This is a genomic window from Acinetobacter sp. CAU_H_29a_1 (assembly GCF_058599505.1).
Window position 1 is genome coordinate 1 of the sequence record NZ_CM178655.1, and the last position, 22,684, is coordinate 22,684.

General features: G+C 41.7%; 16 protein-coding genes and 3 pseudogenes. 12 read left to right on the forward strand and 7 right to left on the reverse strand.

The window, feature by feature from the left end; all coding sequences use genetic code 11:
• The 5 genes from dnaA (at window position 1) to AC4MDD_RS00025 (ending at window position 6,799) form a co-directional block, all read left to right on the forward strand.
• Window positions 1-1,380, forward strand: a complete 1,380-nt coding sequence (gene dnaA / locus AC4MDD_RS00005) for a chromosomal replication initiator protein DnaA (RefSeq protein WP_004697428.1) — start codon at window positions 1-3, stop codon at window positions 1,378-1,380.
• A 110-nt stretch (window positions 1,381-1,490) separates the two neighbouring features.
• On the forward strand, window positions 1,491-2,639 hold the full coding sequence (gene dnaN, locus AC4MDD_RS00010) for a DNA polymerase III subunit beta (RefSeq protein WP_004977721.1): 1,149 nt from the start codon (window positions 1,491-1,493) through the stop codon (window positions 2,637-2,639).
• A 15-nt stretch (window positions 2,640-2,654) separates the two neighbouring features.
• The gene (recF, locus tag AC4MDD_RS00015) at window positions 2,655-3,737 is read left to right on the forward strand and encodes a DNA replication/repair protein RecF (RefSeq protein WP_005401772.1); all 1,083 of its coding nucleotides are present in this window, start codon (window positions 2,655-2,657) and stop codon (window positions 3,735-3,737) included.
• Between the two features lie 52 nt (window positions 3,738-3,789).
• The gene (gene gyrB / locus AC4MDD_RS00020) at window positions 3,790-6,261 is read left to right on the forward strand and encodes a DNA topoisomerase (ATP-hydrolyzing) subunit B (protein WP_005401771.1); all 2,472 of its coding nucleotides are present in this window, start codon (window positions 3,790-3,792) and stop codon (window positions 6,259-6,261) included.
• Between the two features lie 169 nt (window positions 6,262-6,430).
• Window positions 6,431-6,799: a hypothetical protein gene (locus AC4MDD_RS00025; protein ID WP_005401770.1), complete on the forward strand. Its 369-nt coding sequence runs from the start codon at window positions 6,431-6,433 to the stop codon at window positions 6,797-6,799.
• A 632-nt stretch (window positions 6,800-7,431) separates the two neighbouring features.
• Here AC4MDD_RS00025 and AC4MDD_RS00030 read toward each other — a convergent pair.
• Window positions 7,432-9,372 (reverse strand): ATP-binding cassette domain-containing protein, encoded by a 1,941-nt coding sequence (locus tag AC4MDD_RS00030; protein ID WP_005401769.1) that lies wholly within the window; start codon window positions 9,370-9,372, stop codon window positions 7,432-7,434.
• 276 nt (window positions 9,373-9,648) lie between these two features.
• Between AC4MDD_RS00030 and AC4MDD_RS00035 the strand changes: the two genes are divergently transcribed.
• The 7 genes and pseudogenes from AC4MDD_RS00035 (at window position 9,649) to erpA (ending at window position 15,438) form a co-directional block, all read left to right on the forward strand.
• Complete coding sequence (locus AC4MDD_RS00035; RefSeq protein ID WP_005402019.1) at window positions 9,649-10,263, forward strand: IS607 family transposase; 615 nt, start codon at window positions 9,649-9,651, stop codon at window positions 10,261-10,263.
• Window positions 10,260-11,414 (forward strand): RNA-guided endonuclease InsQ/TnpB family protein, encoded by a 1,155-nt coding sequence (locus AC4MDD_RS00040; protein WP_005402020.1) that lies wholly within the window; start codon window positions 10,260-10,262, stop codon window positions 11,412-11,414. Before AC4MDD_RS00035 ends, AC4MDD_RS00040 begins: the two co-directional genes overlap by 4 nt.
• A 158-nt stretch (window positions 11,415-11,572) precedes the next feature.
• Window positions 11,573-11,989: pseudogene (locus AC4MDD_RS00045) on the forward strand (putative solute-binding protein); the annotation flags it as partial.
• Between the two features lie 59 nt (window positions 11,990-12,048).
• Entirely contained in the window at window positions 12,049-13,074 is a 1,026-nt protein-coding gene (locus AC4MDD_RS00050) for an IS30-like element ISAba125 family transposase (RefSeq protein ID WP_171479084.1), read from the forward strand.
• Window positions 13,075-13,083: 9 nt separating this feature from the next.
• Window positions 13,084-13,752 (forward strand): annotated as a pseudogene (locus AC4MDD_RS00055) (putative solute-binding protein); the annotation flags it as partial.
• Between the two features lie 230 nt (window positions 13,753-13,982).
• Entirely contained in the window at window positions 13,983-14,984 is a 1,002-nt protein-coding gene (locus AC4MDD_RS00060; RefSeq protein WP_005401766.1) for a putative solute-binding protein, read from the forward strand.
• 118 nt (window positions 14,985-15,102) lie between these two features.
• Complete coding sequence (gene erpA, locus AC4MDD_RS00065) at window positions 15,103-15,438, forward strand: iron-sulfur cluster insertion protein ErpA (protein ID WP_004697409.1); 336 nt, start codon at window positions 15,103-15,105, stop codon at window positions 15,436-15,438.
• 46 nt (window positions 15,439-15,484) lie between these two features.
• Here erpA and AC4MDD_RS00070 read toward each other — a convergent pair whose 3' ends face one another.
• The 6 genes and pseudogenes from AC4MDD_RS00070 to grpE all read right to left on the reverse strand — a co-directional run bounded on the left by AC4MDD_RS00070 (window position 15,485) and on the right by grpE (window position 21,934).
• A complete protein-coding gene (locus AC4MDD_RS00070) occupies window positions 15,485-16,786 on the reverse strand; it encodes an IS4 family transposase (RefSeq protein WP_039891156.1) in 1,302 nt (433 codons plus the stop codon).
• Between the two features lie 113 nt (window positions 16,787-16,899).
• A complete protein-coding gene (locus AC4MDD_RS00075) occupies window positions 16,900-17,274 on the reverse strand; it encodes a hypothetical protein (protein WP_005401765.1) in 375 nt (124 codons plus the stop codon).
• Window positions 17,275-17,389: 115 nt separating this feature from the next.
• Window positions 17,390-18,301: a matrixin family metalloprotease gene (locus AC4MDD_RS00080; RefSeq protein ID WP_201952982.1), complete on the reverse strand. Its 912-nt coding sequence runs from the start codon at window positions 18,299-18,301 to the stop codon at window positions 17,390-17,392.
• Window positions 18,302-18,384: 83 nt separating this feature from the next.
• Window positions 18,385-19,209 (reverse strand): annotated as a pseudogene (gene blaOXA, locus AC4MDD_RS00085) (OXA-211 family carbapenem-hydrolyzing class D beta-lactamase).
• 116 nt (window positions 19,210-19,325) lie between these two features.
• The gene (gene dnaK / locus AC4MDD_RS00090) at window positions 19,326-21,266 is read right to left on the reverse strand and encodes a molecular chaperone DnaK (protein ID WP_491882146.1); all 1,941 of its coding nucleotides are present in this window, start codon (window positions 21,264-21,266) and stop codon (window positions 19,326-19,328) included.
• A gap of 119 nt (window positions 21,267-21,385) precedes the next feature.
• Window positions 21,386-21,934: a nucleotide exchange factor GrpE gene (grpE, locus tag AC4MDD_RS00095; protein ID WP_168159922.1), complete on the reverse strand. Its 549-nt coding sequence runs from the start codon at window positions 21,932-21,934 to the stop codon at window positions 21,386-21,388.
• Between the last annotated feature and the right edge of the window lie 750 nt (window positions 21,935-22,684).

Sequence of the window (22,684 nt, forward strand, 5' to 3'; positions counted from 1 at the left end):
ATGCTTTGGACGGACTGCTTAACTCGCTTGCGACAAGAGCTCTCTGGGAATGTCTTTACAATGTGGATACGCCCTTTAGTTGCAGAAGAGTTAAATGACACACTACGTCTTTATGCTCCGAATCCCTATTGGACACGTTACATTCAAGAACATCACCTAGAGCTGATTACAATTTTAGTGGAGCAGCTCTCTGAAGGGCGTGTACGTAAAGTTGAAATTTTAGTCGACTCACGCCCAGGTGCAATTTTATCTGCGAGTGAGCAACCTGCAACGACGACTGCGGCTTTAGAGTCTGCTCCAGCACCTGTTGTACGTCCGAAAAAAGAAAAAGAAGAGGGGAATTCTAAAAACAGCCGTAAACGCCAGTTAAATCCTTTATTTTCCTTCTCACTTTTTGTGGAAGGTCGTTCAAACCAAATGGCTGCTGAAACGTGTCGTAAGGTTTTAACCCAGTTAGGTGCTTCTCAGCACAATCCCTTATTTTTATATGGCCCGACTGGATTGGGTAAAACACACTTAATGCAAGCAGTGGGCAATGCCTTGTTGCAAGCCAAACCGAATGCACGTGTCATGTATATGACGGCAGAAAGCTTTGTTCAAGATTTTGTTAGTTCTTTACAACAAGGCAAAGTAGAAGAATTTAAGAAAAATTGCCGATCTTTAGATCTATTGTTGGTCGATGATATTCATTTGCTGGCGGGTAAAGAGGCGAGTTTAGTTGAGTTTTTCTATACTTTTAACGCACTTTTGGATGAATCAAAACAAATTATTCTGACTTCTGATCGTTATCCAAAAGAATTAACGGAATTAGATCCACGTTTGGTTTCACGCTTTTCTTGGGGCTTGTCGGTTGGGGTTGAGCCACCAGATATTGAAACCCGTATTGAAATTTTGCTGAAAAAAGCAGAAAGCAATGATGTGGAATTACCACGAAACTGTGCGTTATTTATTGCGCAACAAGTGGTTGCAAACGTACGTGAATTGGAAGGTGCGCTGAATAAAGTGGTGGCCATTTCACGCTTTAAGGGTACAGCTATTGATTTGGATGTTGTGCGTGAGTCATTAAAAGACGTCTTGGCCATTCGTGCACGAACCATCAGTACTGAAAATATTCAACGTGTGGTGAGTGAGTACTTTAGAATCCCACTCAAAGAGTTGGTTGGGCCTAAACGGACCCGTATTTATGCTCGTCCACGCCAATTGGCAATGGGCTTGGCACGGGAGCTAACCGGAGACAGTTTCCCTGAAATTGGTATGGCCTTTGGCGGTCGAGATCACAGTACCGTCATGCATGCTTGTGAAAAAGTTTTAAGTCTGCGCGATGAAGATCCGATCTTCAATGAGGACTATAAAAACTTGCAACGCTTGCTGCAAAGTTAAGCAAAATTGCTCAAATTCTATTCTTGCAATGCGGCATGTTCTGCCGCATAGTACACTGCTAAAAACACATTTATTTATTATTTTATCTTCAGTTTTTCGAGGAATGTATCGTGCGTTTAAAAATCGCGAAAGAAAGCTTACTTAATGTTCTATCACATGTCGTAGGAGCGGTTGAACGTCGCCATACTTTAAACATTCTTTCAAATGTTAAAGTGCAAGTGAGCCAAGCGTCGTTGACGATTACAGGTTCGGACTTAGAGGTCGAATTGGTTGCAAGTACCACGCTTGCGGAAGGGGCGTGTTTGCAAGCGGGTGAAACCACAGTTCCTGCACGTAAGCTGATGGATATTTGCAAATCTTTACCGACTGCAGCACTGATAGACCTACAAATTACTGAAGATCAACGTTGTATCTTAAAGTCCGGTAATAGCCGTTTTGTGTTGGGGACTTTACCCGCTGAAGATTACCCGTTATTGACCACAGAGAACACGCAAGGCACGCAAGTTGCGGTGACACAGCGTGAATTAAAGCGTCTATTTGAAAAAACTGCATTTGCTATGGCGGTGCAGGATGTACGTTTTTATCTCACAGGAACCTTGCTCGAAATTGATAATAATCAACTGCGTGCAGTGACCACAGATGGCCACCGTTTAGCTCTGTGTGAAACTGTTGCTAGCTCAAATGCCACTCAATTGATTCAAGCGATTGTTCCACGTAAAGCGGTGGGTGAACTACAGCGTTTATTGAGCATTGAAGATGAACAATTGGCGTTGTTGATTGGTCGTGAACTATTGAATGTGACCATTTCTATTGCCAGCCGTGACAAAGAACAAGGGGATACAACGGTTCGTTTCACCACTAAACTGATTGACGGTAAATTCCCTGATTATCGTCGTGTGATTCCACGTGGTGGGGATAAAAATGTGTTAATTGCACATGATGTCTTTAAGCAATCTTTACAACGTGTTTCGATTTTAAGTAATGAAAAACTACGTGGTGTGTTCTTAAACTTTGCCGCAGATACTTTGCAGCTACGTGCCAATAACCCAGAGCAAGACGAAGCCGTAGAAGATTTGGCGATTCAATATAATAATGCGCCAATGGAAATGTCTTTTAATGCCCAATACATCTTGGAAGTTTTAGGTGCATTGGATGGTGATGATGTATCAATGACGATGACCGAAGCAAATCAATCGGTTCTAGTGCAAGATCCAGCCCATCAAGATCAGACCTATGTGGTCATGCCAATGCGTGTTTAAGCCCTAGGTTCAGGCATGCAAATCACGCGTTTAAACATCGAACGTGTTCGAAATCTCAGAACGGTTGCTCTCCATGGATTGCAACCGTTTAATGTTTTTTATGGACAAAATGGTTCAGGTAAAACCTCAATTTTAGAAGCCATTCATCTGTTGGCGACTGGGCGTTCCTTTCGGACCCATATTCCGAAACACTATATTCAAACCGACACCCAAGACGCGATTGTCTTTGCCCAATCCAGTTCTGAAAAAATAGGGATGCAAAAGCTGTTGTCTGGTGAACAGCTCATCAAGGTCAATGGCGACAACATTGCCACTCAAGGCCAGTTGGCTAAGATTCTTCCTTTGCAACTGATTGATCCGCAAAGTACCGATATTATTGATCATGGTGCCAAGCCTAGACGGCAACTATTAGATTGGCTGATGTTCCACGTGGAACCTGAGTTTTATCATGCATGGCAATATTATTCACGGGCATTAAAACAGCGTAATAGTTTACTGAAAACACGACGGAATCTAAGTCTGGCAGATTTGGAGCCGTGGAACAAAATGCTTGGTGATTATGGGGAAATGCTGCATTCGCAGCGCGTCAGCATTGTGGAGCAGTGGAAGGGCTTTTTTGAGCAAGATTTAAAACACCTGCTGCCAGATATCGAGGTTCAGTTAGAATATAGCCCTGGCTTTCATACCGAGGTAGGGTTGCTGCATGACCTGCAAAGTCATCATCAAAAAGACCTTGAACGGCGCTATACCGAGTATGGTCCACACAAGGCAGATTTGCGTTTAAAAACAAGCCTTGGCGATGCCGATGTCGTACTGTCACGTGGACAAAAAAAGCTGTTAATCATAGCCTTAAAACTGTCACAGATTGCAATGCTGCATGCTTGTAATAAGGAAACTGTGGTATTATTAGATGATCTGACAGCAGAATTAGATTTAACAGCACAACAACGTTTAATTGAGCGATTGAGCCAACTGGGTAGTCAAGTTTTTATTACCACTTTAGAGTATGAATCAGTCAAAAATCACTTACATGATTTATCTATTTCTTATCAATTATTCTGTGTTGAAAACGGTCAAGTTCAAGTTGTCGCACAATGATTTTAGATTTTACCCATCACGGGATAGACCTATTTTTCGCTAGGGAGAAACCATGAGTTCAGAAGATCAACAAGCTGCTTCTCAAACGGAACAAACCACAGAAAAAGCTTATGATTCCTCTAGTATCAAAGTATTACGTGGATTGGACGCAGTACGTAAACGTCCGGGTATGTATATTGGTGATACGGATGATGGTTCAGGCTTACACCATATGGTGTTTGAGGTGGTGGATAATGCGATCGATGAGGCGCTTGCAGGTCACTGTGATGAAATTTTGGTGACGATTCACGAAGATGAATCTGTAAGTGTATCGGACAATGGGCGCGGTATTCCGACCGATATTCACCCTGAAGAAGGGGTTTCTGCCGCAGAAGTGATTTTAACCATTCTGCACGCAGGTGGTAAGTTTGATGACAATAGCTACAAGGTTTCAGGTGGTCTACATGGTGTAGGTGTATCGGTTGTAAATGCCTTGTCGCGTAAGTTGGAACTGACGATTCATCGTGCAGGTCATATTCATCAACAAGAATATAAACACGGTGATCCGGTTTACCCACTGACTGTTGTGGGGAATACGGATACGACAGGAACAACTGTCCGTTTTTGGCCAAGTGCTGAAACTTTTAGCCAAACCATTTTCAATGTCGATATTCTAGCGCGTCGTTTACGTGAATTGTCTTTCTTAAACGCGGGCGTGCGCATTGTTTTGCGTGACGAGCGTATTCATGCAGAACATGTGTTTGACTACGAAGGTGGTCTGTCTGAGTTTGTGAAATATATTAACCAAGGCAAAACCCATCTGAACGACATTTTCCATTTCACCGTACAGGCTGAAAATGGCATTGGTGTTGAAGTGGCGTTGCAGTGGAATGATACCTATCAAGAAAATGTACGTTGCTTTACCAACAACATTCCACAAAAAGATGGTGGAACGCATTTAGCGGGTTTCCGTGCGGCATTAACGCGTGGTCTAAACAGCTACATGGAAAACGAAAACTTACTCAAAAAAGAGAAAGTAGCGGTTTCTGGTGATGATGCCCGTGAAGGTTTAACTGCGATTGTTTCAGTGAAAGTGCCTGATCCGAAGTTCTCTTCTCAGACCAAAGAAAAGTTGGTTTCAAGTGAAGTGAAACCTGCGGTTGAGCAGGCAATGAATAAATCATTCTCTGAATATTTGCTTGAAAACCCGCAAGCTGCAAAATCAATTGCAGGCAAAATCATTGATGCGGCACGTGCTCGTGATGCAGCACGTAAAGCGCGTGAAATGACGCGTCGTAAAAGTGCGTTAGACATTGCAGGCTTACCAGGCAAACTTGCGGATTGCCAAGAAAAAGACCCAGCATTATCTGAATTGTATCTGGTCGAGGGTGACTCTGCGGGCGGTTCAGCTAAACAAGGCCGTAACCGTAAGATGCAAGCGATTTTACCGTTGAAAGGTAAAATCCTAAACGTGGAACGTGCGCGTTTTGACAAGATGATTTCATCTCAAGAAGTCGGTACGCTGATCACGGCATTGGGTTGTGGTATTGGTCGTGAAGAGTACAATCCGGACAAGTTGCGTTATCACAAAATCATCATCATGACCGATGCTGACGTGGATGGTTCGCACATTCGTACGCTGTTGTTGACCTTCTTCTTCCGTCAAATGCCTGAGCTGGTGGAGCGTGGTTATATCTATATTGCTCAGCCACCGCTGTATAAGCTGAAAAAAGGCAAGCAAGAGCAATATCTGAAAGATAATGATGCGCTTGAAACCTATTTAATTTCAAACGCGATTGATGAGCTTGAATTGCACATCAGCGATGCTGCACCTGCGATCCGTGGTGAAGCTTTGGCGAATGTGATTGCGGACTATCAAACGTCTCAGAAGAGCTTACAGCGTTTAACTGTACGTTATCCTGCCAGTGTCTTAGATGCGTTGATTTCGGTTGAAGGCTTTAAGCTTGATCAAAACCATGACCGAGCTTATGTTGAGCAGTGGGCTGAACAAGTGCGCAGTGCTGTGGCAGAGATTCAACCGAGCTTGCGTCCTGAGTTAAGCTTAGAAACGTTTGAGAAAGAACTGGCAGATGGTCAAAAGATCGAGACTTACTTACCCCGTATCACCATCTATGTACACAATCTGCCGCACAGCTACTTATTAGATGCAGGCTTATTGGGTTCTGGTGAATATGCACGTTTGTTGAAAAACTCCAAGAGTTGGTTCACGTTGTTGGAAGATGGCGCATACCTACAAAAAGGTGATCGCAAGATTGCAGTCACTAACTTCCATCAGGTATGGCAGCATATTTTGTCTGATTCGCGTCGTGGCATGATGATTCAACGCTATAAAGGCTTGGGTGAGATGAATGCGGACCAGCTTTGGGAAACCACTATGGATCCTGAAAACCGCAACATGTTGCAAGTTACCATTCAGGATGCGATTGAAGCCGATCGTATGTTCTCTTGTTTGATGGGTGACGACGTGGAACCACGTCGTGCATTCATTGAAGAAAATGCATTGAATGCGGATATTGATGCCTAAGCGCTTTACAAAATAAGCCATAAAAGCACCCTACGGGGTGCTTTTTTTTACAGCATTTTTTATGCTTTTGAATAAAATATAAGCAATGTACACTGTTATTAAACTGACTTATAGCGATGTCATGATGTGAGTATCAAGTCTTTTGCACAGTGCAAAATGTGAGGTCATTATGATGGATAACCAACTAGAACAAGTACGCGACATTTGGGTGAATGCATTTTTTACGGGCAATTATGAAGTTTTAGCTCAATATGAAGATGAGCATTTTAAGGTGGTCTATGAGCAAGCTGATCGTGTGGAGAGTAACTATACCCGCTATGAAAAGATCGCACATGCTGTGAAAAATGGGGTTTGGAAACCTCAAAAACCCGATGTCGAATTTGAAGAATTTGAGTTTAACCGTGACCAAACACGCTGTCAGGTCTTGATTGGTTTGGTTGAAAATCGCCAACAAATCCAAGAAACATGGGTCTTTGATCAGGGGTGGAAAATACAAGAATTACGTTTTTTAAAGGCGCAAAGAGCCGTATTAAATTAAGGAAAAAGAGCGCAAAAAAGAGGATGGATTTGCCTAAAACAACTGAATAAATAAACAGCGCTGGCCTGTGGATAAATAAAAATAGCACTTTATATCAGCTGCTAAAATACGTATAATTTTATCCACAGATGTTTTAAGTGCGGTCTTTAAATTTAAAACCCTGCCTTATTTTTTAAATTTAAATCAGATCTTTTAAATTTATTTCCTCTTTTTAAATTCAAAACTTATTGTGCTGAAAGGTGCATGTCTGCACATGATGGATATTCGCTGTCTGTTGTGAAGGTTGTATTTGGTTTTATGTTGTGAAATGCATGTAAATAGGGCTGTATATAGCTGAATATTCAATTAATTAAGCTAAATTAAACAATCCTATTTTTCACTTTTTAAGAATATCTAAACAATAAAAATCCATCAATTTATCGCTTTATTTATTAAGCAATAATTTTAATTTCAATCACTTATATTTTTAAAATGCTCAGACTATGCGTGTCTTATTGAATTACATGTATAGACCGAAAAGGCACGTTTTTGGAAATCGATTGGTGTTGCAGCAAAGTAAATAGTTCAAAATGGTTAGGACATAAAAATGCCCGCCATGCATAAACAGAGCGGGCAGGGTGTATGAAGAAAGATTATTCGTTTTCGAATGAGCTTTCGAGCTCTTCAAGTTCCATCATCAGCTCTAGCATTTGTTCTTCAGCTTCACTGACTTGGTTTTTAAGTTCGGTTTGCTCATTCATCAGTTTCATGAGTTCATCTTTGCGTGCAGCGTCATATAGGCCAGCATCACCGAGTAAACTTTCGATGTCGAGTAAACGTGGTTGGTGTTTTGCCAGTAGGCTTTCACATTTTTCGATATTTTTACGAATCGGGCGCGTTTGTTCACGGCGCTGTGCAGCTAATTTACGCTGCGCTTCTTTATCAACCTTTGAAACGATGGTTTTTTGAGTGCTGACTTTAGACACGATCGGCGCTACGATTCCGCCTTGTTTAATCATTTCTAGGCGCGCTTGGCGTAACCAGTTGGCATAATCGTGTAGATCGCCTTCAAATTCGGTCGATTTTCCAGCATGGACTAAAATGAGGTCATCACATACGCTGGCAATCAGTTGGCGTTCGTGCGAAACCAAGACCACAGCACCTTCATAGTCTTGTAAAGCCATGGTCAGCGCATGGCGCATATCTAAGTCTAAATGGTTGGTCGGTTCATCTAGAATTAAGACATTGGGACGTAACCATACGATTAAAGCCAGTGCTAAACGTGCACGTTCACCACCAGAGAAGCTCTCGCAAGGGGTATCCATTCGCTCGCCACTAAAGCCGAAACTGCCTAAAAAGGCACGTAAGGTCGCTTCACTGATTTTTTTATCCGCAATCCGTGCCAATTGCAGCATTGGGCTGGCCGACTCATCCAGTGAATCCATTTGATGCTGTGCAAAATAGCCAATATTGAGTAGCTCTGAGGCTTTGCGTTGTCCTGCCAATAAAGGTAAATCGCCGACTAAGGATTTGATTAGGGTTGATTTACCTGCACCATTCATCCCCAATAAGCCAATTCGGCTCGTCGGGGTGATTTGTATGTTGATATTGGTGGCAATCAGTTTGTCGCCATAACCAATATCAGCCTGTTCTAGAGTGAGCAGTGGTGAACTCATTTTAGTGGGTTCACGGAAGCTAAAGGTAAATGGGGTATCGACATGCGCAGGGGCAAGCAGCTGCATCCGTTCCAATTGTTTAATTCGGCTTTGTGCCTGACGTGCTTTAGTGGCTTGGGCTTTAAAACGGTCAATATATTTTTGAATATGTGCCCGTGTTTCGAGCTGTTTTTCATAGGCTTGTTGTTGTTGTGCTAAACGTTCTGCACGAGTGGTTTCAAAGGTGGAATAGTTACCGCTATAGAGGGTGAGTTCTTGATTTTCGATATGTAAAATACGGTTGGTAATCGCATCTAAGAAATCGCGGTCATGCGAAATTAAAATTAGGGTGCCCGTATAGGCATTTAACCAATCTTCTAACCATAAAATAGCATCGAGATCTAAGTGGTTGGTCGGTTCATCCAGTAATAATAGATCCGAACGGCTCATCAGGGTACGCGCTAAGTTTAAACGCATCCGCCATCCACCAGAGAAACTCGAAACCAAGAGTTGGTTTTGATGTTCCATAAAACCCAGACCGGCCATAAGCTGAGCGGCTTTAGCGGGTGCGGAATAACCATTAATTTCGTCGAATCGGCCATGTAAATCAGCCAGTTCAGTGTCAGTTAACTGTTCAGGATGGTTGAGCTGTTGTTGAATGTTCCAATATTCTTCATCACCGGTCAGGACGAAATCAATCGCAGCCATATCTAAGGCTTTTACTTCCTGCGCCATGTGTGCCACCGTCCATACGGCAGGGCGGCTCAGGGTGCCATCATCAGGACCTATCGAGCCTAAGAGAGCAGCAAACAGGGTTGATTTTCCAGCACCGTTGACACCGGTGAGACCAACTTTCCAACCCGGATGGATTTGCATGGAGGCTTTTTGAAATAACACTCGTCCACCACGGCGCAATGAAACTTGATCAAGCTGAATCATGGAACTATCAAATATCAGAAAAAGGTGCGCCTATTCTAATGGATGCGTCAGCAAAAGACTAAACATTCAAAATTTATCTGAACTGAAATCTCTAAGGGTTTCTTTATAAGGGGAGGATGAAACCATTTGACCTTTGGTCGGAAAGCTAAAAGTTGACCTTTTTTGACCTATATTGAGGAATAGCACACAGATATATTTCCCCCAGTAAAACAAAAAACATGAAGGGTTTGTAACTGCTAATTGAAATCTACTTATTTCTATACTATTATATACAACATGAGTAAATATGTAAGCATTAGCGTTGCAGCTAAAACATTAGGTGTTTCCATTCAAACATTAAGGCGTTGGGATGAAGAAGGCACTTTGGTTGCAGATCGAACCCCTAAAAATCATAGACGATATGATCTGAGTAAGATCACGCCTGAGCAAATACACAAGCCCGATAGTCAACTTCAAAGGAAAACCATTGCATACGCAAGGGTATCGAGTCATGACCAAAAAGAAGATTTAATTCGACAGCAACAAGTTCTTGAAATGTACTGTGCAAATCAAGGTTGGACGTTTGAATTAATCTCCGATCTTGGTTCGGGTATGAACTATAGAAAAAAAGGCTTAAATAAGCTGCTAGAAGCAATCATGAATGATGAAATCGGACGTTTGGTTTTAACGCATAAAGATCGCTTATTGCGGTTTGGTGCTGAGTTGGTTTTTGCCTTATGTGAAGCTAAAAGCGTGGAGATCGTCATTCTTAATAAGGGTGAAAATTTGTCTTTTGAGGAAGAACTTGCTCAAGATGTTTTGGAAATCATTACAGTGTTTTCGGCAAGATTATATGGTAGTCGTAGTAAGAAAAACCAAAAGTTAATACAGGCAGTCAAAGACGCACTATGAGCCGATTCATACGAGGGCATGTAATCCAATTACTGCCAAATAATAAGCAAGCAAGTCATTTCGCTCAAGCGAGTGGTGTTGCTCGTTTGTCGTATAATTGGGCTTTAAAAGAATGGCAACGTCAATATAAAGCAGATAAGGAATATAGAGATCAGTGTGACTATTATGGCGTTCAGGTGGATAAAAAACTTCTAAATAAACCATCCGAAGCTAAAATAAGAAAGCACTTAAACTCGTTCAAGCGTGAGAAATACCCTTTCATGCTTAAAGTGACCAAATGTGCGCCACAACTTGCGATTAAGCAATTGGGTAGTTCATTTGATCGTTTTTTTAATGGTCAATCCAAATATCCAAAGCCTAGAAAAAAAGGCGTAGATGATCGCTTCTCATTATCAAATGACCAATTCAGCATTAAAGATAGAAAAATTAGTATCCCAAACTTGGGTTGGGTAAAAATGACTGAGGATTTGCGTTATCAAGGAAAAATATTATCAGCGAAAATATTTAAACAGGGTGGTAAGTGGTTTGCTTCGATTGCTGTTGAATTAAATCAGCCTGAGAAACTTCACCCCAAAACAGGTTTATCTGTTGGTATTGATTTAGGTGTTTCCAGTCTTGCCACTTTATCTAATGGCGAGGTTGTTCCATCAAGTGCGCCACTAAAGAAACAGCTTGCCAAGTTAAGACGACTTGCTAAGTCTTTTAGCCGTAAAAAGAAAGGTAGTCAAAACAGAGAAAAAGCGAAAACCAAGCTCTCTCGTTTGCACTACAAAATATCATGCTTGAGAAAAAACAATCTTCATCAAGTCACATCTGATTTAGTTAAGCGATTCGATCTGATTGCGATTGAGGATTTAAATGTGAAAGGTATGGTACAAAACCGTAAGCTCTCAAGAGCCATATCGGATATGGGCTTTTATGAGTTCAAGCGACAGTTGATTTACAAGGCTAAACAGCATGGCAAATCAATACTTTCTGTTGGACGATTCTTTCCAAGCAGCAAGATGTGTTCGAATTGTGGTGAATTAAACCAAAACCTGACACTTGCAATGCGTGAGTGGCGATGTTCATGTAACACCCTGCATCACAGGGATATTAATGCTGCCATCAATATTCTAAAACATGCAGATAAAGAATTGGTGGCTACATAAGCCACCAATGGCGGTGAGTTACACCGTGACAGCCTATGGAATTGAGGTAATCCCAAGCGCAATAGCAATTGGTTCTTGATGATGAAGTAGGAATTAAACATTAAACCCACGTAAGTAGGTTTAAGTAGGTTTAAGTAGGTTTTAAATAACGGATAATAATGAAAAGGAAAGGAATTTTTATTTTATCGACGCTCGCACTGTGCGCTTTCTCCAGTATGGTGCAGGCGAAGCAGCAGGTGTGTGTGTTTGATCTACTGGGTAAAGCTGGTGAATCTTATAAATTCTTAGAAGAATGGGCTTTGGTCAGTAAAAAATGGGGCGCACAGGTACAGTTGATTTCGTTTCAGGACGAAGACTTGGCCGATAAAGCCTTTCAAAATGATAAATGCGATGCGGTGTACATGACTTCAATGCGTGCACGCACTTATAACAAGTTCGCAGGTTCGATTAATGCCTTAGGCGGGGTACCGAGCAATAAAATTGCACAAAAGGCGGTGGAATATGTACTCGATCCAAGAAATACCAAACGCATGACCACCACGCTGCAAGGGGACAGTTATGAAGTGGCAGGCATTGGCTTGGCAGAGTAAAACTTGAAGTGCGACATAAACCACCTAATTAATTTAAAGGGTTTATGGAGTATATAAAATTGTCATACCATCATCTTAACTTTGAAGATCGTACTGCATTAATGCTTGAGTCAAGAAAAGAAGGCTTTTCACCAAGAAAATTTGCTGAACTCATTAAAAGACATCCGAGTACGATCTATCGTGAGCTTAAAAGAAATAGCATCAATGACGTTTATCAAGCTCAATATGCTTCTGATAACACCTTCGCTAGACGTAGACGCGGTCACAGAAAACTCAAAATCGATTCAATCCTCTGGAAATTTATTGTTGAAGCGATCCGTTGTTTATGGTCTCCTCAGCAAATAGCAAAGCGTTTAAAGACATTTCCTGATTTGGATCAAACAATGAATGTAAGCCATACAACGATTTATTCAACGATACGAGCATTACCAAAGGGTGAGTTGAAAAAAGACTTATTATCCTGTCTGCGTCATGAAAATAAAAAGCGAAAAGCTAACGGTGAACCTAAAAAAGATTCTATATTACAGGATATTAAAACTATTCATGAGCGCCCAGCCGAAGTTCAAGAAAGAAAAATACCGGGTCATTGGGAAGCTGATTTAATTAAAGGTAAAGACAATAAAAGTTCGATAGCAACACTTATTGAACGAAATACACGGCTCTGTATCTTGGCAACATTACCTGATGCAAAGGCAGAATCAGTGCGCAAGGCTTTAACTGAAGCTCTGAAATATTTACCTGCAGAACTGCGTAAAACGTTGACCTATGACCGTGGACGCGAGATGGCAGAACATAAAATACTTGAAGAAGATTTAGGCATAGATGTATATTTCTGTGACCCACATTCACCCTGGCAAAAAGGCACATGCGAAAATATGAATGGTTTAATTAGGCAATATTTACCTAAAGGGATTGATTTAAATCAGGCAGATCAGCATTATTTAAATCAAGTTGCCATGTCACTGAATACTCGTCCTAGAAAAGCGTTAGATTGGCTTACACCATTAGAGAAATTTGCTCAGCTTGTTGATTATCATAAGACTTTTCAAACTGTCGCACCTCATGTTTGAATTCGCCCTTTTGCATTGGATCAGCGTAATGCGACCAAAATGGTGACCAATCTTGGAGGTAAAAAATATGAAGTGGCAGGGATTGCACCTTTAGGTTCAGCTTTTATTTTTGTACGCGATAAAAGTATTAATTCCATTGAAAAAGCGGCAGGTAAAAAGTTTGCAGTCTTGGGCTATGACGATGCCCAAAAAATCATGGTACAACGCGTCGGTGCGCAAGCGGTGATTTCCGATGTGTCTAACTTTGTGGCGAAGTTTAATAATGGTCAAGTCGATATGGTCGGCGCACCGGCTTATGCCTATAAGCCCCTAGAAATTTATAAAGGTTTAGGCACGAACGGCGCCATGTTTAACTTCCCTGTACTACAAGTGACAGCTGACTTTGTGATTCGCCCAGATCAATTCCCCGCAGGCTTTGGACAAAAATCGCGAGATTGGTTTGTGAAAAACCTACCGAAAAGCATCGCGATGATAGGCCGTTTAGAAGCAGGCATTCCTGCAAAATACAAAATGAATCTCAGCGCAGAAGACAAAACCAAATATCAAAAAATGTTGCGTGATGGCCGGATGGATATGACCAAACGAGGCATTTATGACCCAGCGATGATGTCAGTCTTGAAAAAAGCCCGTTGCTCGGTGGATAAAGCCAACTTTGAATGCTCACTGGGCGGTGAGTAATTTGACGAGTGTAATCAAAGAAAGCTCAGTTTAATTGAGCTTTCTTTTTTGCTTTTAATCGACCGATTTAAATGCTCTTGAAGCGGCCAATTTGTATAGCGCGTAGGAAATGAGTGGTTTTGAACCGAATGAAGTGTCATTCGGGGCATTAAAAAATAACAAAGAGCACAAGTGAATGGCTCATCACAATAAACAACAATAAGTCAAAAGGAAGATACATGAAACAGTGGATGAAAAGCCTCAGTGTCGGGACATTAGTCATTTCTGCAACAGCGATGACACAGGCCAAACAAGTGGTTTGTGTATTCGACTTAGTCGGTAAAAATGGTGATGTGTATAGCCTGATGAAAGATTATCAGTTGGCGGCTAAAAACTGGGGCGCGGATATTGAACTGCGGGTCGGACAAAATGAAGCCGTGATTGCTGAGGATTTTAAAGCAGGAAAATGTGATGCCATTAGTGTTACAGGCATGCGCGGGCGTCAATTTAATTCGTTTACGGGTTCACTTGACGCGATTGGCGCGATTCCCGATCTCAATTTAGCGGTTAAAGTGATGCAAGGTTTGGCCAGCCCAACTTTTGCTAAACATATGGTCAATGGCAAGTACGAAGTGGCAGGTGTTATTCCTGTGGGGGATGCTTTTTTAATGGTGAATGATCGTAGCATCAATACTGTAGCGAAAGCTGCAGGCAAGAAAATTGCGGTTTTGGACTATGACCAAGCGCAAAAAGTCATGGTTCAACAAATTGGTGCGCAAGCTGTGAGTGCCGATGTCACGAACTTTGGTGCAAAGTTCAATAACGGTCAAGTCGATATTATTGGTGCGCCTGCTGCGGTTTTTAAGCCCTTAGAGTTACATAAAGGCTTGGGAACGAAAGGGGCGATTGTGAATTATCCGATTTTACAGGTCACAGGTAATATCATTATTCGTCCAGATAAATTCCCTGCAGGTTATGGACAAAAATCACGGGAATGGGTTAAAGGCCAGCTGCAGCGTGCATTCGGTATCTTGGGTAAAATGAAAGCTGAAATTCCGCAAAAATATTGGATGCAGGTGCCCGCTGCAGATCAACCTGGTTATCAAAAGATGATGCGGGAAGCACGAATTGATCTCACCAACCGCGGTATTTACGATAAGCGAATGATGAAACTGTTATGGCAATTCCGTTGTAAGCAAGCGGCGAAAAACTTTGAATGTGGATTACAGGATGAAAATTACAAACAATCTTGAGAAAATTAGTCTGATTTGACTTTAAATATTCAAATAGGGACCATATATTGAGTATGCTATACTCGAAATATGGTCTTTTTGATTTGAAAGACAGCTGAACCGAACTGAGGAATCTAAGATGAATGCCCAAGCACTTGAACTAAGCGACAATGCCGCAAATAAAGTACGTCAATTACGTGACAGTGAAGGTAATCAAGATTTAATGCTTCGTGTATATGTCACGGGCGGTGGTTGTTCAGGTTTTTCTTATGGTTTTAACTTTGCTGAAAACCAAAATGAAGACGACGCAGAATTTATCAATGGTGATGTGAAAATGTTGGTTGATTCATTGAGTTATCAATATTTGGTCGGTTCAGTGGTGGATTATATTGAAGGTTTAGAAGGATCACGTTTCATCGTGCAAAATCCAAATGCAACCACGACCTGTGGTTGTGGTTCATCTTTCTCGATCTAAACCTGATCTGATTAAAAAAGCCCTCATGATGAGTAATGCCAGTCAGTTAAGAAATTGACTGGCATTTTCTTGGGTACTTTTGAGGCTTTATTTTGACGACTCTAGGGCATTGCCTTGATCTTCTTTCAGGCAAAACAAACATTTTAGACTGTTCCAGCAAACGCTCTAAATGCTTGGGCAAATTCCCTGCCGATTCCAGCGGAGTATGCCTTAATATATTGATAATGCTGATTGAAGCAATATGGAAACTGATACGCAAAGGGCTGACTTTCGCCCGTTGAGCCATAAATTTCATTTGCCTTCTAAGAATATTATAAGCAATCAATACACCCCATAATTCCTGATACACCAATTCAGGCTGCTTGCTTCTTAAATGCATCCCATCTTGCAGGTCGCTCTTGATTTCACGGTAGCACATCTCGATTTCCCAGCGCTGAGCATACAGCGTACTGACCTCTTCCAGAGGATAAGCCTTTGAATCTAATAATGATGTAACGTATCGTCTAACCCTTCCAGACTGTTCAGTTTCAATCAGGCGGGCTTCCCAATAGTCACCTAAATCCGGATTCAGTTTCTTCGCTCTTGGAGAAACAGGCATTCTGATTTGAAAGTCATGCGCTGAGTTTTTCCTGATAATTTCATAGCGCAGATTGTCTTTAGCCCGCATAAGCCAATGGCAGTTTTCCCGAGACTGCCACCCTGATAAGAAATCAGCAGAGAAGTAGGCCCGGTCAAATAAAGTCAGGCTATTTGCAGGCACTTTCAATTTCTTCGCTAAAGTCAGCTCGCCTTGATCCATACTTCCAATCCCGGCATCAATCACTTCATGAGTATTGGTGTTGATCAGGCAAACCGCTCTGGCTTGCGGCCAAGGTGCTGCTATCGTTTTGCCTTTGGAAGAACCGAAGTGCCTGAAGTTCTCATCTGTGTGGGGCATGGACCAGACGGCTCCATCTACAGCGCAGATGCTTAGGCCATGAAAGGCGGAATATTGCGGCTGAGAATCTTCAAACCATGTCTGACTCAGTGTATTGAACAGGACATTTAAAGGCTCCAGACCCAAGCGCTGTCTGGCCTGCACTGATGCGCTTGGGGCGCAGCTTTCAGCCGTGCCAAAAACCAGCTGCAGCTGCTGAACAACATACCAGATGGGCTGGTCGCGGAACAATGCAAGTCCAATAACTAGCCATACAGCATGCTCTGCGGGGAGTTTTCTTTTTCTGACCGATGCTTTCCCGGTCCGTTTTAAACAGTCTTCAATCCAGTTTAAATCAATTAATTCGCTAAAATTAGAAAGTGAAGGAGCTGTCTGCTGAAATGCTGAACTTAAATTCTGAGAAAAAGTCATAAAAAAATGAGCGTATCTGGATACGCTCATTTTTACCGCATTTCAGCTATTTTGTCTTAACTGATCAGCATTACTGCATATGCAGGGCTTTTTTTATATGCAATCATTCGCTTTCAATCGAGTTTAATTGCATCGAGTAAGTCAAAAATAATCGTGGTGACATCTTGGCTTAAGTCACGGTTATTAAAAACTTCATAGGCAGTAATGGTGACATCGGTGTCACTCGGTAACAGTTTCTGTTCTTCTTCGATCAAGTCATTGATCGGTAAAAGCGTCTGTTTCACTTCCAGATGTAAAACATCCTTAAACTCTAAATTTTCATCTTCAAGTTCTAACAGTTGCTCGTTGAAATAGGGCAATAGAATAGAATGGAGATAAGGTTGAATCTCAACAATATCAAAGATTTCGATATCACGAGTTTCTTCAATCGTACTGATGTGGTCATTTACTTCGATTAAGATATGGTAGTAACTCACATTCGTCTCCAAAGCTTCTAGTGGATATTCAATTATTTACAATAACACGAACCCGAGTCAAGATGTGCTGTGATTGTATTTCATACACCCATTAAAATTAGGGGATTATTTTTAGTAATCCATCACTTCAACGGGCATTAAATAACGCAATATCAGCACTTTGTAAACGAAAATTCTGCATATTTTGCTCTTCTAGCATTGGGTACATCAGGGCTTTCGGATCATTATGATGTTTCATTCCGAGGGCATGGCCAAATTCATGCGCTAAAGTCAGACGTAAGTCTTCTTTGGACTCAAACTCATAAATATGAATTTCACGCCCATTGAACAGTCCTTTATCAAATAGACGGGGTTGAAAGCGCTGGTTGAACTGGTCGATGGCCAGATTATGGCCTTGATCCAAACGGTTCAGTTCATCTACCTTTTGATTGTAGGCATTCACTTGCAGGTTAAAGCTGGCAATTTGTTGGTCTAAAACGTGTTGCTGTTGACGCAGCTGCACCAAACTCTGTTGTACTGTAGCTTGCTGCGAAGCAGGGACTCCGCCGTGCTGGTTATACTGACGGATCATGGCATTATAGTTTTGGCTAAGGTCTTGTAGACTCTGTTTTTGCACATCTAAAGCCCCTGAGTGACGTGCCAGATTTTGCTGCATGGCTTTGAGTTCATTATTTTTTTGATTCAGCCCGTGTTCATTTTGTGTCAGTTTAGACAGTTGATCACGGCGTTGTAACGACTCATCTTGACGCTGGTCATAAATGAGTCGAATACTGAGCTGAGCATTGGGGTCATAGACAAAGTAGTCTTGGCCCAAACCCTGCTTCCAAATATCCGTGGCTTGCTGGCTAATGTACTTTAACTCATGTTCACTGAGACCAAAACGCGGATCGACTTCCGCAATACGATAGCGAATACGCTGATCGAATGGATGGGTGAGTCGATCCAGCAGTGGATTGAGACGCAGCTGGGGCTGTTGCATATTTTGATACAGAATCAATCCTAAAAAGCACAGTAAAGCAAACAAGAGACTTTGACGCATATTTCATTCATATATCTTTATTTTTAGCTACTTTAGCGTAAAAAATACCTTTGCAACATAAAAAATACGTCTTCTCTATGGGCTTAAATTATTCCCAGTGCTGTCAGATTTTGTTTGATCAGTTGCTCACGCACGCTGGCTGAAATCCCTGTTTTCATTTGCATATTCAAAGCAAAATACACTTTTTCACCTGTTGCTGTTTCGCCCCAGCCTGTCCACCAGCCCACTTGCGGTTCTAGGTCCATGCACTAACCTGATTTTGCATAGAGTTTATAATTCGGTTTTTGTTCAATCAGTAGGATATCTTGTACTGTATGTTGCACATCTGGCTTAAAAGCGAGTTGTGTATTGGCCAGCTTCTCTACAAAAAGGACTTCTTGAAGAGGCGTAATTTGCAGTGGACCGACTAACCAAAAATTATCGACAACGATGCCAATCTGTTGATTGCCATATCCAATGCGTTGTACTTCTTTTTGTATTAGGTCTAGGCCAATGCGCCGTGCTAGCTTCTGATAAACAGGAACGGTAGATGCTTGCATGGCTTGCCCTAAAGTCATGTCTTTTTCCTAAGTAGGGAAGCTGCGCTTTTGACCATCCCATTTAAACACCTCGGTGCTGGTTGCTTTACCATGTTCTAGTCCGATTAAGGCATTCAGCATTTTAAAGGCAGAGGCGGGTACATAGGGTGTCTGAGCACGGCTCAAGTCATTGCCGTAGCTGTGTAAGCCATACTTATCCTTAATGAAAATCACCCCAGTGGTTTGGAGTTGATCGAAGCCCTGTTGGATCTGCTGCTGCGCACTTTGTTGCTGTTGGTTTTTAGCTGTTTCTACGGAGGGGCTTATTGTGGTACACGCGGAACCGAAGGTTGTAATGAGGACGATGAGTCCCAACTGTAAATTTTTCATTGAAGGCTGAGATCTAAATTTTTTATCAGCCTAATGTAAAAGTGGAATGTGAAACAACAATATTTAGGTAATAAAAAAACCGCGCCTAAGCGCGGTTTTTTTATTAAAGAGACAAATTATTTTTTGTCATCTTTTACTTCAGTGAACTCAGCATCTACAACGCCATCGTCCGCTTTCTGTTGTTGACCAGCGTCACCACCGAATGCATTCGGGTCGAAACCTTCAGCACCGCCTTGACCTTGCGCAGCTTCATAAGCGCGTTGCGTGATCGGCATGATGATGTTTTGAAGTGCTTCAGTTTTCGCTTTGATGTCTTCTACATCATTTTCTTTAGTCGAAGTTTCAAGCTCAGCGACTGCAGTTTCAACAGCAGTTTTTTCGTCAGCAGTTACTTGCTCGCCTAGATCTTTCACTGCTTTTTGAGCAGAAGACACTAATGCATCCGCTTCGTTACGTGCTTTCGCAAGTTCTTCAAACTTACGGTCTTCTTCAGCATTCGCTTCAGCATCTTTGATCATTGCTTCGATTTCAGCATCAGACAAACCTGAGTTTGCTTTAATCTGGATTGATTGCTCTTTACCAGTGCTCTTATCTTTAGCCGATACTTTTAAGATACCGTCAGCGTTAATGTCGAACGATACTTCAATTTGTGGCACACCACGTGGAGCAGGTGGAATGTCGCCCAATTGGAAGTTACCCAACAATTTGTTTTGCTGTGCCATTTTACGTTCACCTTGGAACACAGAAATGTCTACAGCAGGTTGGTTGTCCGCAGCAGTTGAGAACACTTGAGATTTCTTCGCAGGAATCGTGGTGTTTTTCTCAATAATTGCTGTTAACACGCCACCCATGGTTTCGATACCAAGTGTCAACGGAGTAACATCAAGAAGAAGTACGTCAGTTTTGTCACCAGACAATACCGCACCTTGAATCGCAGCACCCATTGCTACCGCTTCGTCAGGGTTCACGTCTTTACGTGGTTCACGACCGAAGAACTCTTGTACTTTTTGTTGTACAAGAGGCATACGAGACTGACCACCCACCAAGATCACATCAGAAATCTCAGACGTTGAAAGACCTGCATCTTTAAGTGCAATACGGCAAGGTTCGATTGTACGTTCAACCAAATCAGCCACTAAACCTTCAAGTTTTGCACGCGTTACGTTGATCACTAAATGTTTAGGACCAGTCGCATCAGCCGTGATGTACGGAAGGTTAATTTCAGTTGCATTTGATGAAGAAAGCTCAATTTTTGCTTTCTCAGCGGCTTCTTTCAAACGTTGTAACGCAAGTGGATCATTTTTCAAGTTCACACTTTGTTCTTTCTTGAATTCTTCAACCAAGAATTCAATTAATGCGTTATCAAAGTCTTCACCACCAAGGAAGGTATCACCATTGGTTGATAACACTTCGATTTGTTGGTCGCCATCAAGGTCTGCGATTTCAATGATTGATACGTCAAAAGTACCACCACCTAAGTCGTAAACCGCGATTTTACGGTCGCCTTCTTTTTTGTCCATACCGAACGCAAGTGCAGCAGCCGTTGGTTCGTTGATGATACGTTTAACATCAAGACCTGCAATTTTACCTGCATCTTTAGTCGCTTGACGTTGTGCATCGTTAAAGTAAGCAGGAACCGTAATCACGGCTTCAGTAACCGTTTCACCTAAGTAATCTTCTGCTGTTTTCTTCATCTTTTTCAAGATTTCAGCAGAGATTTGTTGTGGTGCAAGTTTCTTGTCGTTTACTTCAACCCAAGCATCGCCATTGTCCGCTTGAATGATTTTGTAAGGGACAAGACCGATGTCCTTTTGAACTGCTTGGTCTTGGTACTTACGACCGATCAAGCGTTTGATTGCGAATAATGTGTTTTTAGGGTTAGTCACTGCTTGACGTTTTGCAGACTGACCCACCAAGATTTCGCCATCTTTATACGCAATAATCGATGGTGTTGTACGTGCACCTTCAGCGTTGTCGATCACTTTAACTTTGTCGCCTTCAAGTACAGCGACGCAAGAGTTTGTTGTACCTAAGTCAATACCAATGATTTTAGCCATTTGGATGATTCCTCAAAAATTTTTGCAATGTTTTTGCTTGTTATTCGATATGAGAGCCGTTCAATTTTTTTCAAGTGATAATCACGAAAAAATTTCAAAAACTCTCGAATTTATAGGGCTTATGCGCCAACCATGACCATTGCTGGACGGAGCAAACGACCATTTAAGGTATAACCTTTTTGTAATACCGTTCCGATCTCGTTGGCTTTCGCATTTGGATCAATCCCGACTGCTTGATGCAAGTCCGCATTGAAACCATTTGCTGTATCAACTGCAACCACACCAAATTTTTCCAGTGCAGTCAGTAACGATTTCAACGTCAGTTCCACACCTTCAAACATTGGTGTTTTTTCTTCACCCGATGCACTAATGGCACGTTCTAAATTATCCACTGAGTCAAGTAACTCTTTTGCGAATTTTTCGAGAACAGTGTCTTTATGCTTATCTGATTCACGTTGAATACGCTCTACACTTTTTTGTGCTTCGTATACAGCATTTGCAGTGCGTGCTTTTTCAAGCTTTAAGCTTTCTTCAAGATTGGTAATTTGAGCTTGTAAATCCTCAACTGAAACTTCAGCTTGCTCCGTTTCAGCTTGAGTTTGCGCTGTTTGTGAATCCGCTTGCTCTTGCCCTAGATCTTGAGCTTCTTGATTGTGCTCAGTCGCCATTGATTTACTCCGTTTAAATGGGTTCTTAAACATGTACAGTCCTTCAGGCATCAGTGTTAACTGGGTTAATCTGAACTGCCATGCGTTATTGAATTCAGGATTACTACAAAAGGTCGGGGCAACAGCCAAAAATTCAAGCGGCTTCAGTGATTAATTCATGTATTTTTGGTAAAAAATTGCTGAAATCAGGCTTTCTTGGTGCTTATTCTGTCCGAAGGTCCATTTCCAATCTGGCTTTAGTTTTTTTATGTTGAAAAAGGCTAATCGTTACATTGAATTATTTTAATCAAATTTATCTGTTTTACTAATTTTTCGCTTAATCACATAATGAGTCCATCAGCGGTGATCATACTTTGTGGAGAGAGCAAAGTATGGTGACTGCGACCTATTTGGATAGTTTGGGGAAACCCTCCTAATTTAGAGATTTAGGTTTTTGAATCGTACGTCTCCCAAAAGTACTTTATTCAGTGCAAAGGTATAATGCTGTCAGGATGCTTCGAGCTTTACGCTCAAAATTCGATTTTAAGGCTGTGGTTTCTTTATTTTTGTATGCTTTCTCGAGCTTAATCTACCTTGGATTAAGCTTTTTTTTTTTGCTTCAACTTTAAAAATAACATTATTTAATCGTGTATCAGCATACAAGAGTTCTGCAATACTGAAGAGTTGATGGGCCAAGTATAGATTTCCTTTTGTGCTGCTCATCGAAGAGAGAAACAATGAAGAATCAGCACATTAACTTGCATTGCTGTT

Bases quoted from the DNA above. Each gene is read 5' to 3' on its own strand.
- AC4MDD_RS00035 (WP_005402019.1), top strand. From the start codon at position 9,649: ATGAGTAAATATGTAAGCATTAGCGTTGCAGCTAAAACATTAGGTGTT.
- grpE (WP_168159922.1), bottom strand. From the start codon at position 21,934: ATGGCGACTGAGCACAATCAAGAAGCTCAAGATCTAGGGCAAGAGCAA.
- AC4MDD_RS00050 (WP_171479084.1), top strand. From the start codon at position 12,049: ATGGAGTATATAAAATTGTCATACCATCATCTTAACTTTGAAGATCGT.
- AC4MDD_RS00040 (WP_005402020.1), top strand. From the start codon at position 10,260: ATGAGCCGATTCATACGAGGGCATGTAATCCAATTACTGCCAAATAAT.
- dnaA (WP_004697428.1), top strand. From the start codon at position 1: ATGCTTTGGACGGACTGCTTAACTCGCTTGCGACAAGAGCTCTCTGGG.
- AC4MDD_RS00025 (WP_005401770.1), top strand. From the start codon at position 6,431: ATGATGGATAACCAACTAGAACAAGTACGCGACATTTGGGTGAATGCA.
- gyrB (WP_005401771.1), top strand. From the start codon at position 3,790: ATGAGTTCAGAAGATCAACAAGCTGCTTCTCAAACGGAACAAACCACA.
- AC4MDD_RS00030 (WP_005401769.1), bottom strand. From the start codon at position 9,372: ATGATTCAGCTTGATCAAGTTTCATTGCGCCGTGGTGGACGAGTGTTA.
- recF (WP_005401772.1), top strand. From the start codon at position 2,655: ATGCAAATCACGCGTTTAAACATCGAACGTGTTCGAAATCTCAGAACG.
- AC4MDD_RS00070 (WP_039891156.1), bottom strand. From the start codon at position 16,786: ATGACTTTTTCTCAGAATTTAAGTTCAGCATTTCAGCAGACAGCTCCT.
- AC4MDD_RS00080 (WP_201952982.1), bottom strand. From the start codon at position 18,301: ATGCGTCAAAGTCTCTTGTTTGCTTTACTGTGCTTTTTAGGATTGATT.
- AC4MDD_RS00060 (WP_005401766.1), top strand. From the start codon at position 13,983: ATGAAAAGCCTCAGTGTCGGGACATTAGTCATTTCTGCAACAGCGATG.
- erpA (WP_004697409.1), top strand. From the start codon at position 15,103: ATGAATGCCCAAGCACTTGAACTAAGCGACAATGCCGCAAATAAAGTA.
- dnaK (WP_491882146.1), bottom strand. From the start codon at position 21,266: ATGGCTAAAATCATTGGTATTGACTTAGGTACAACAAACTCTTGCGTC.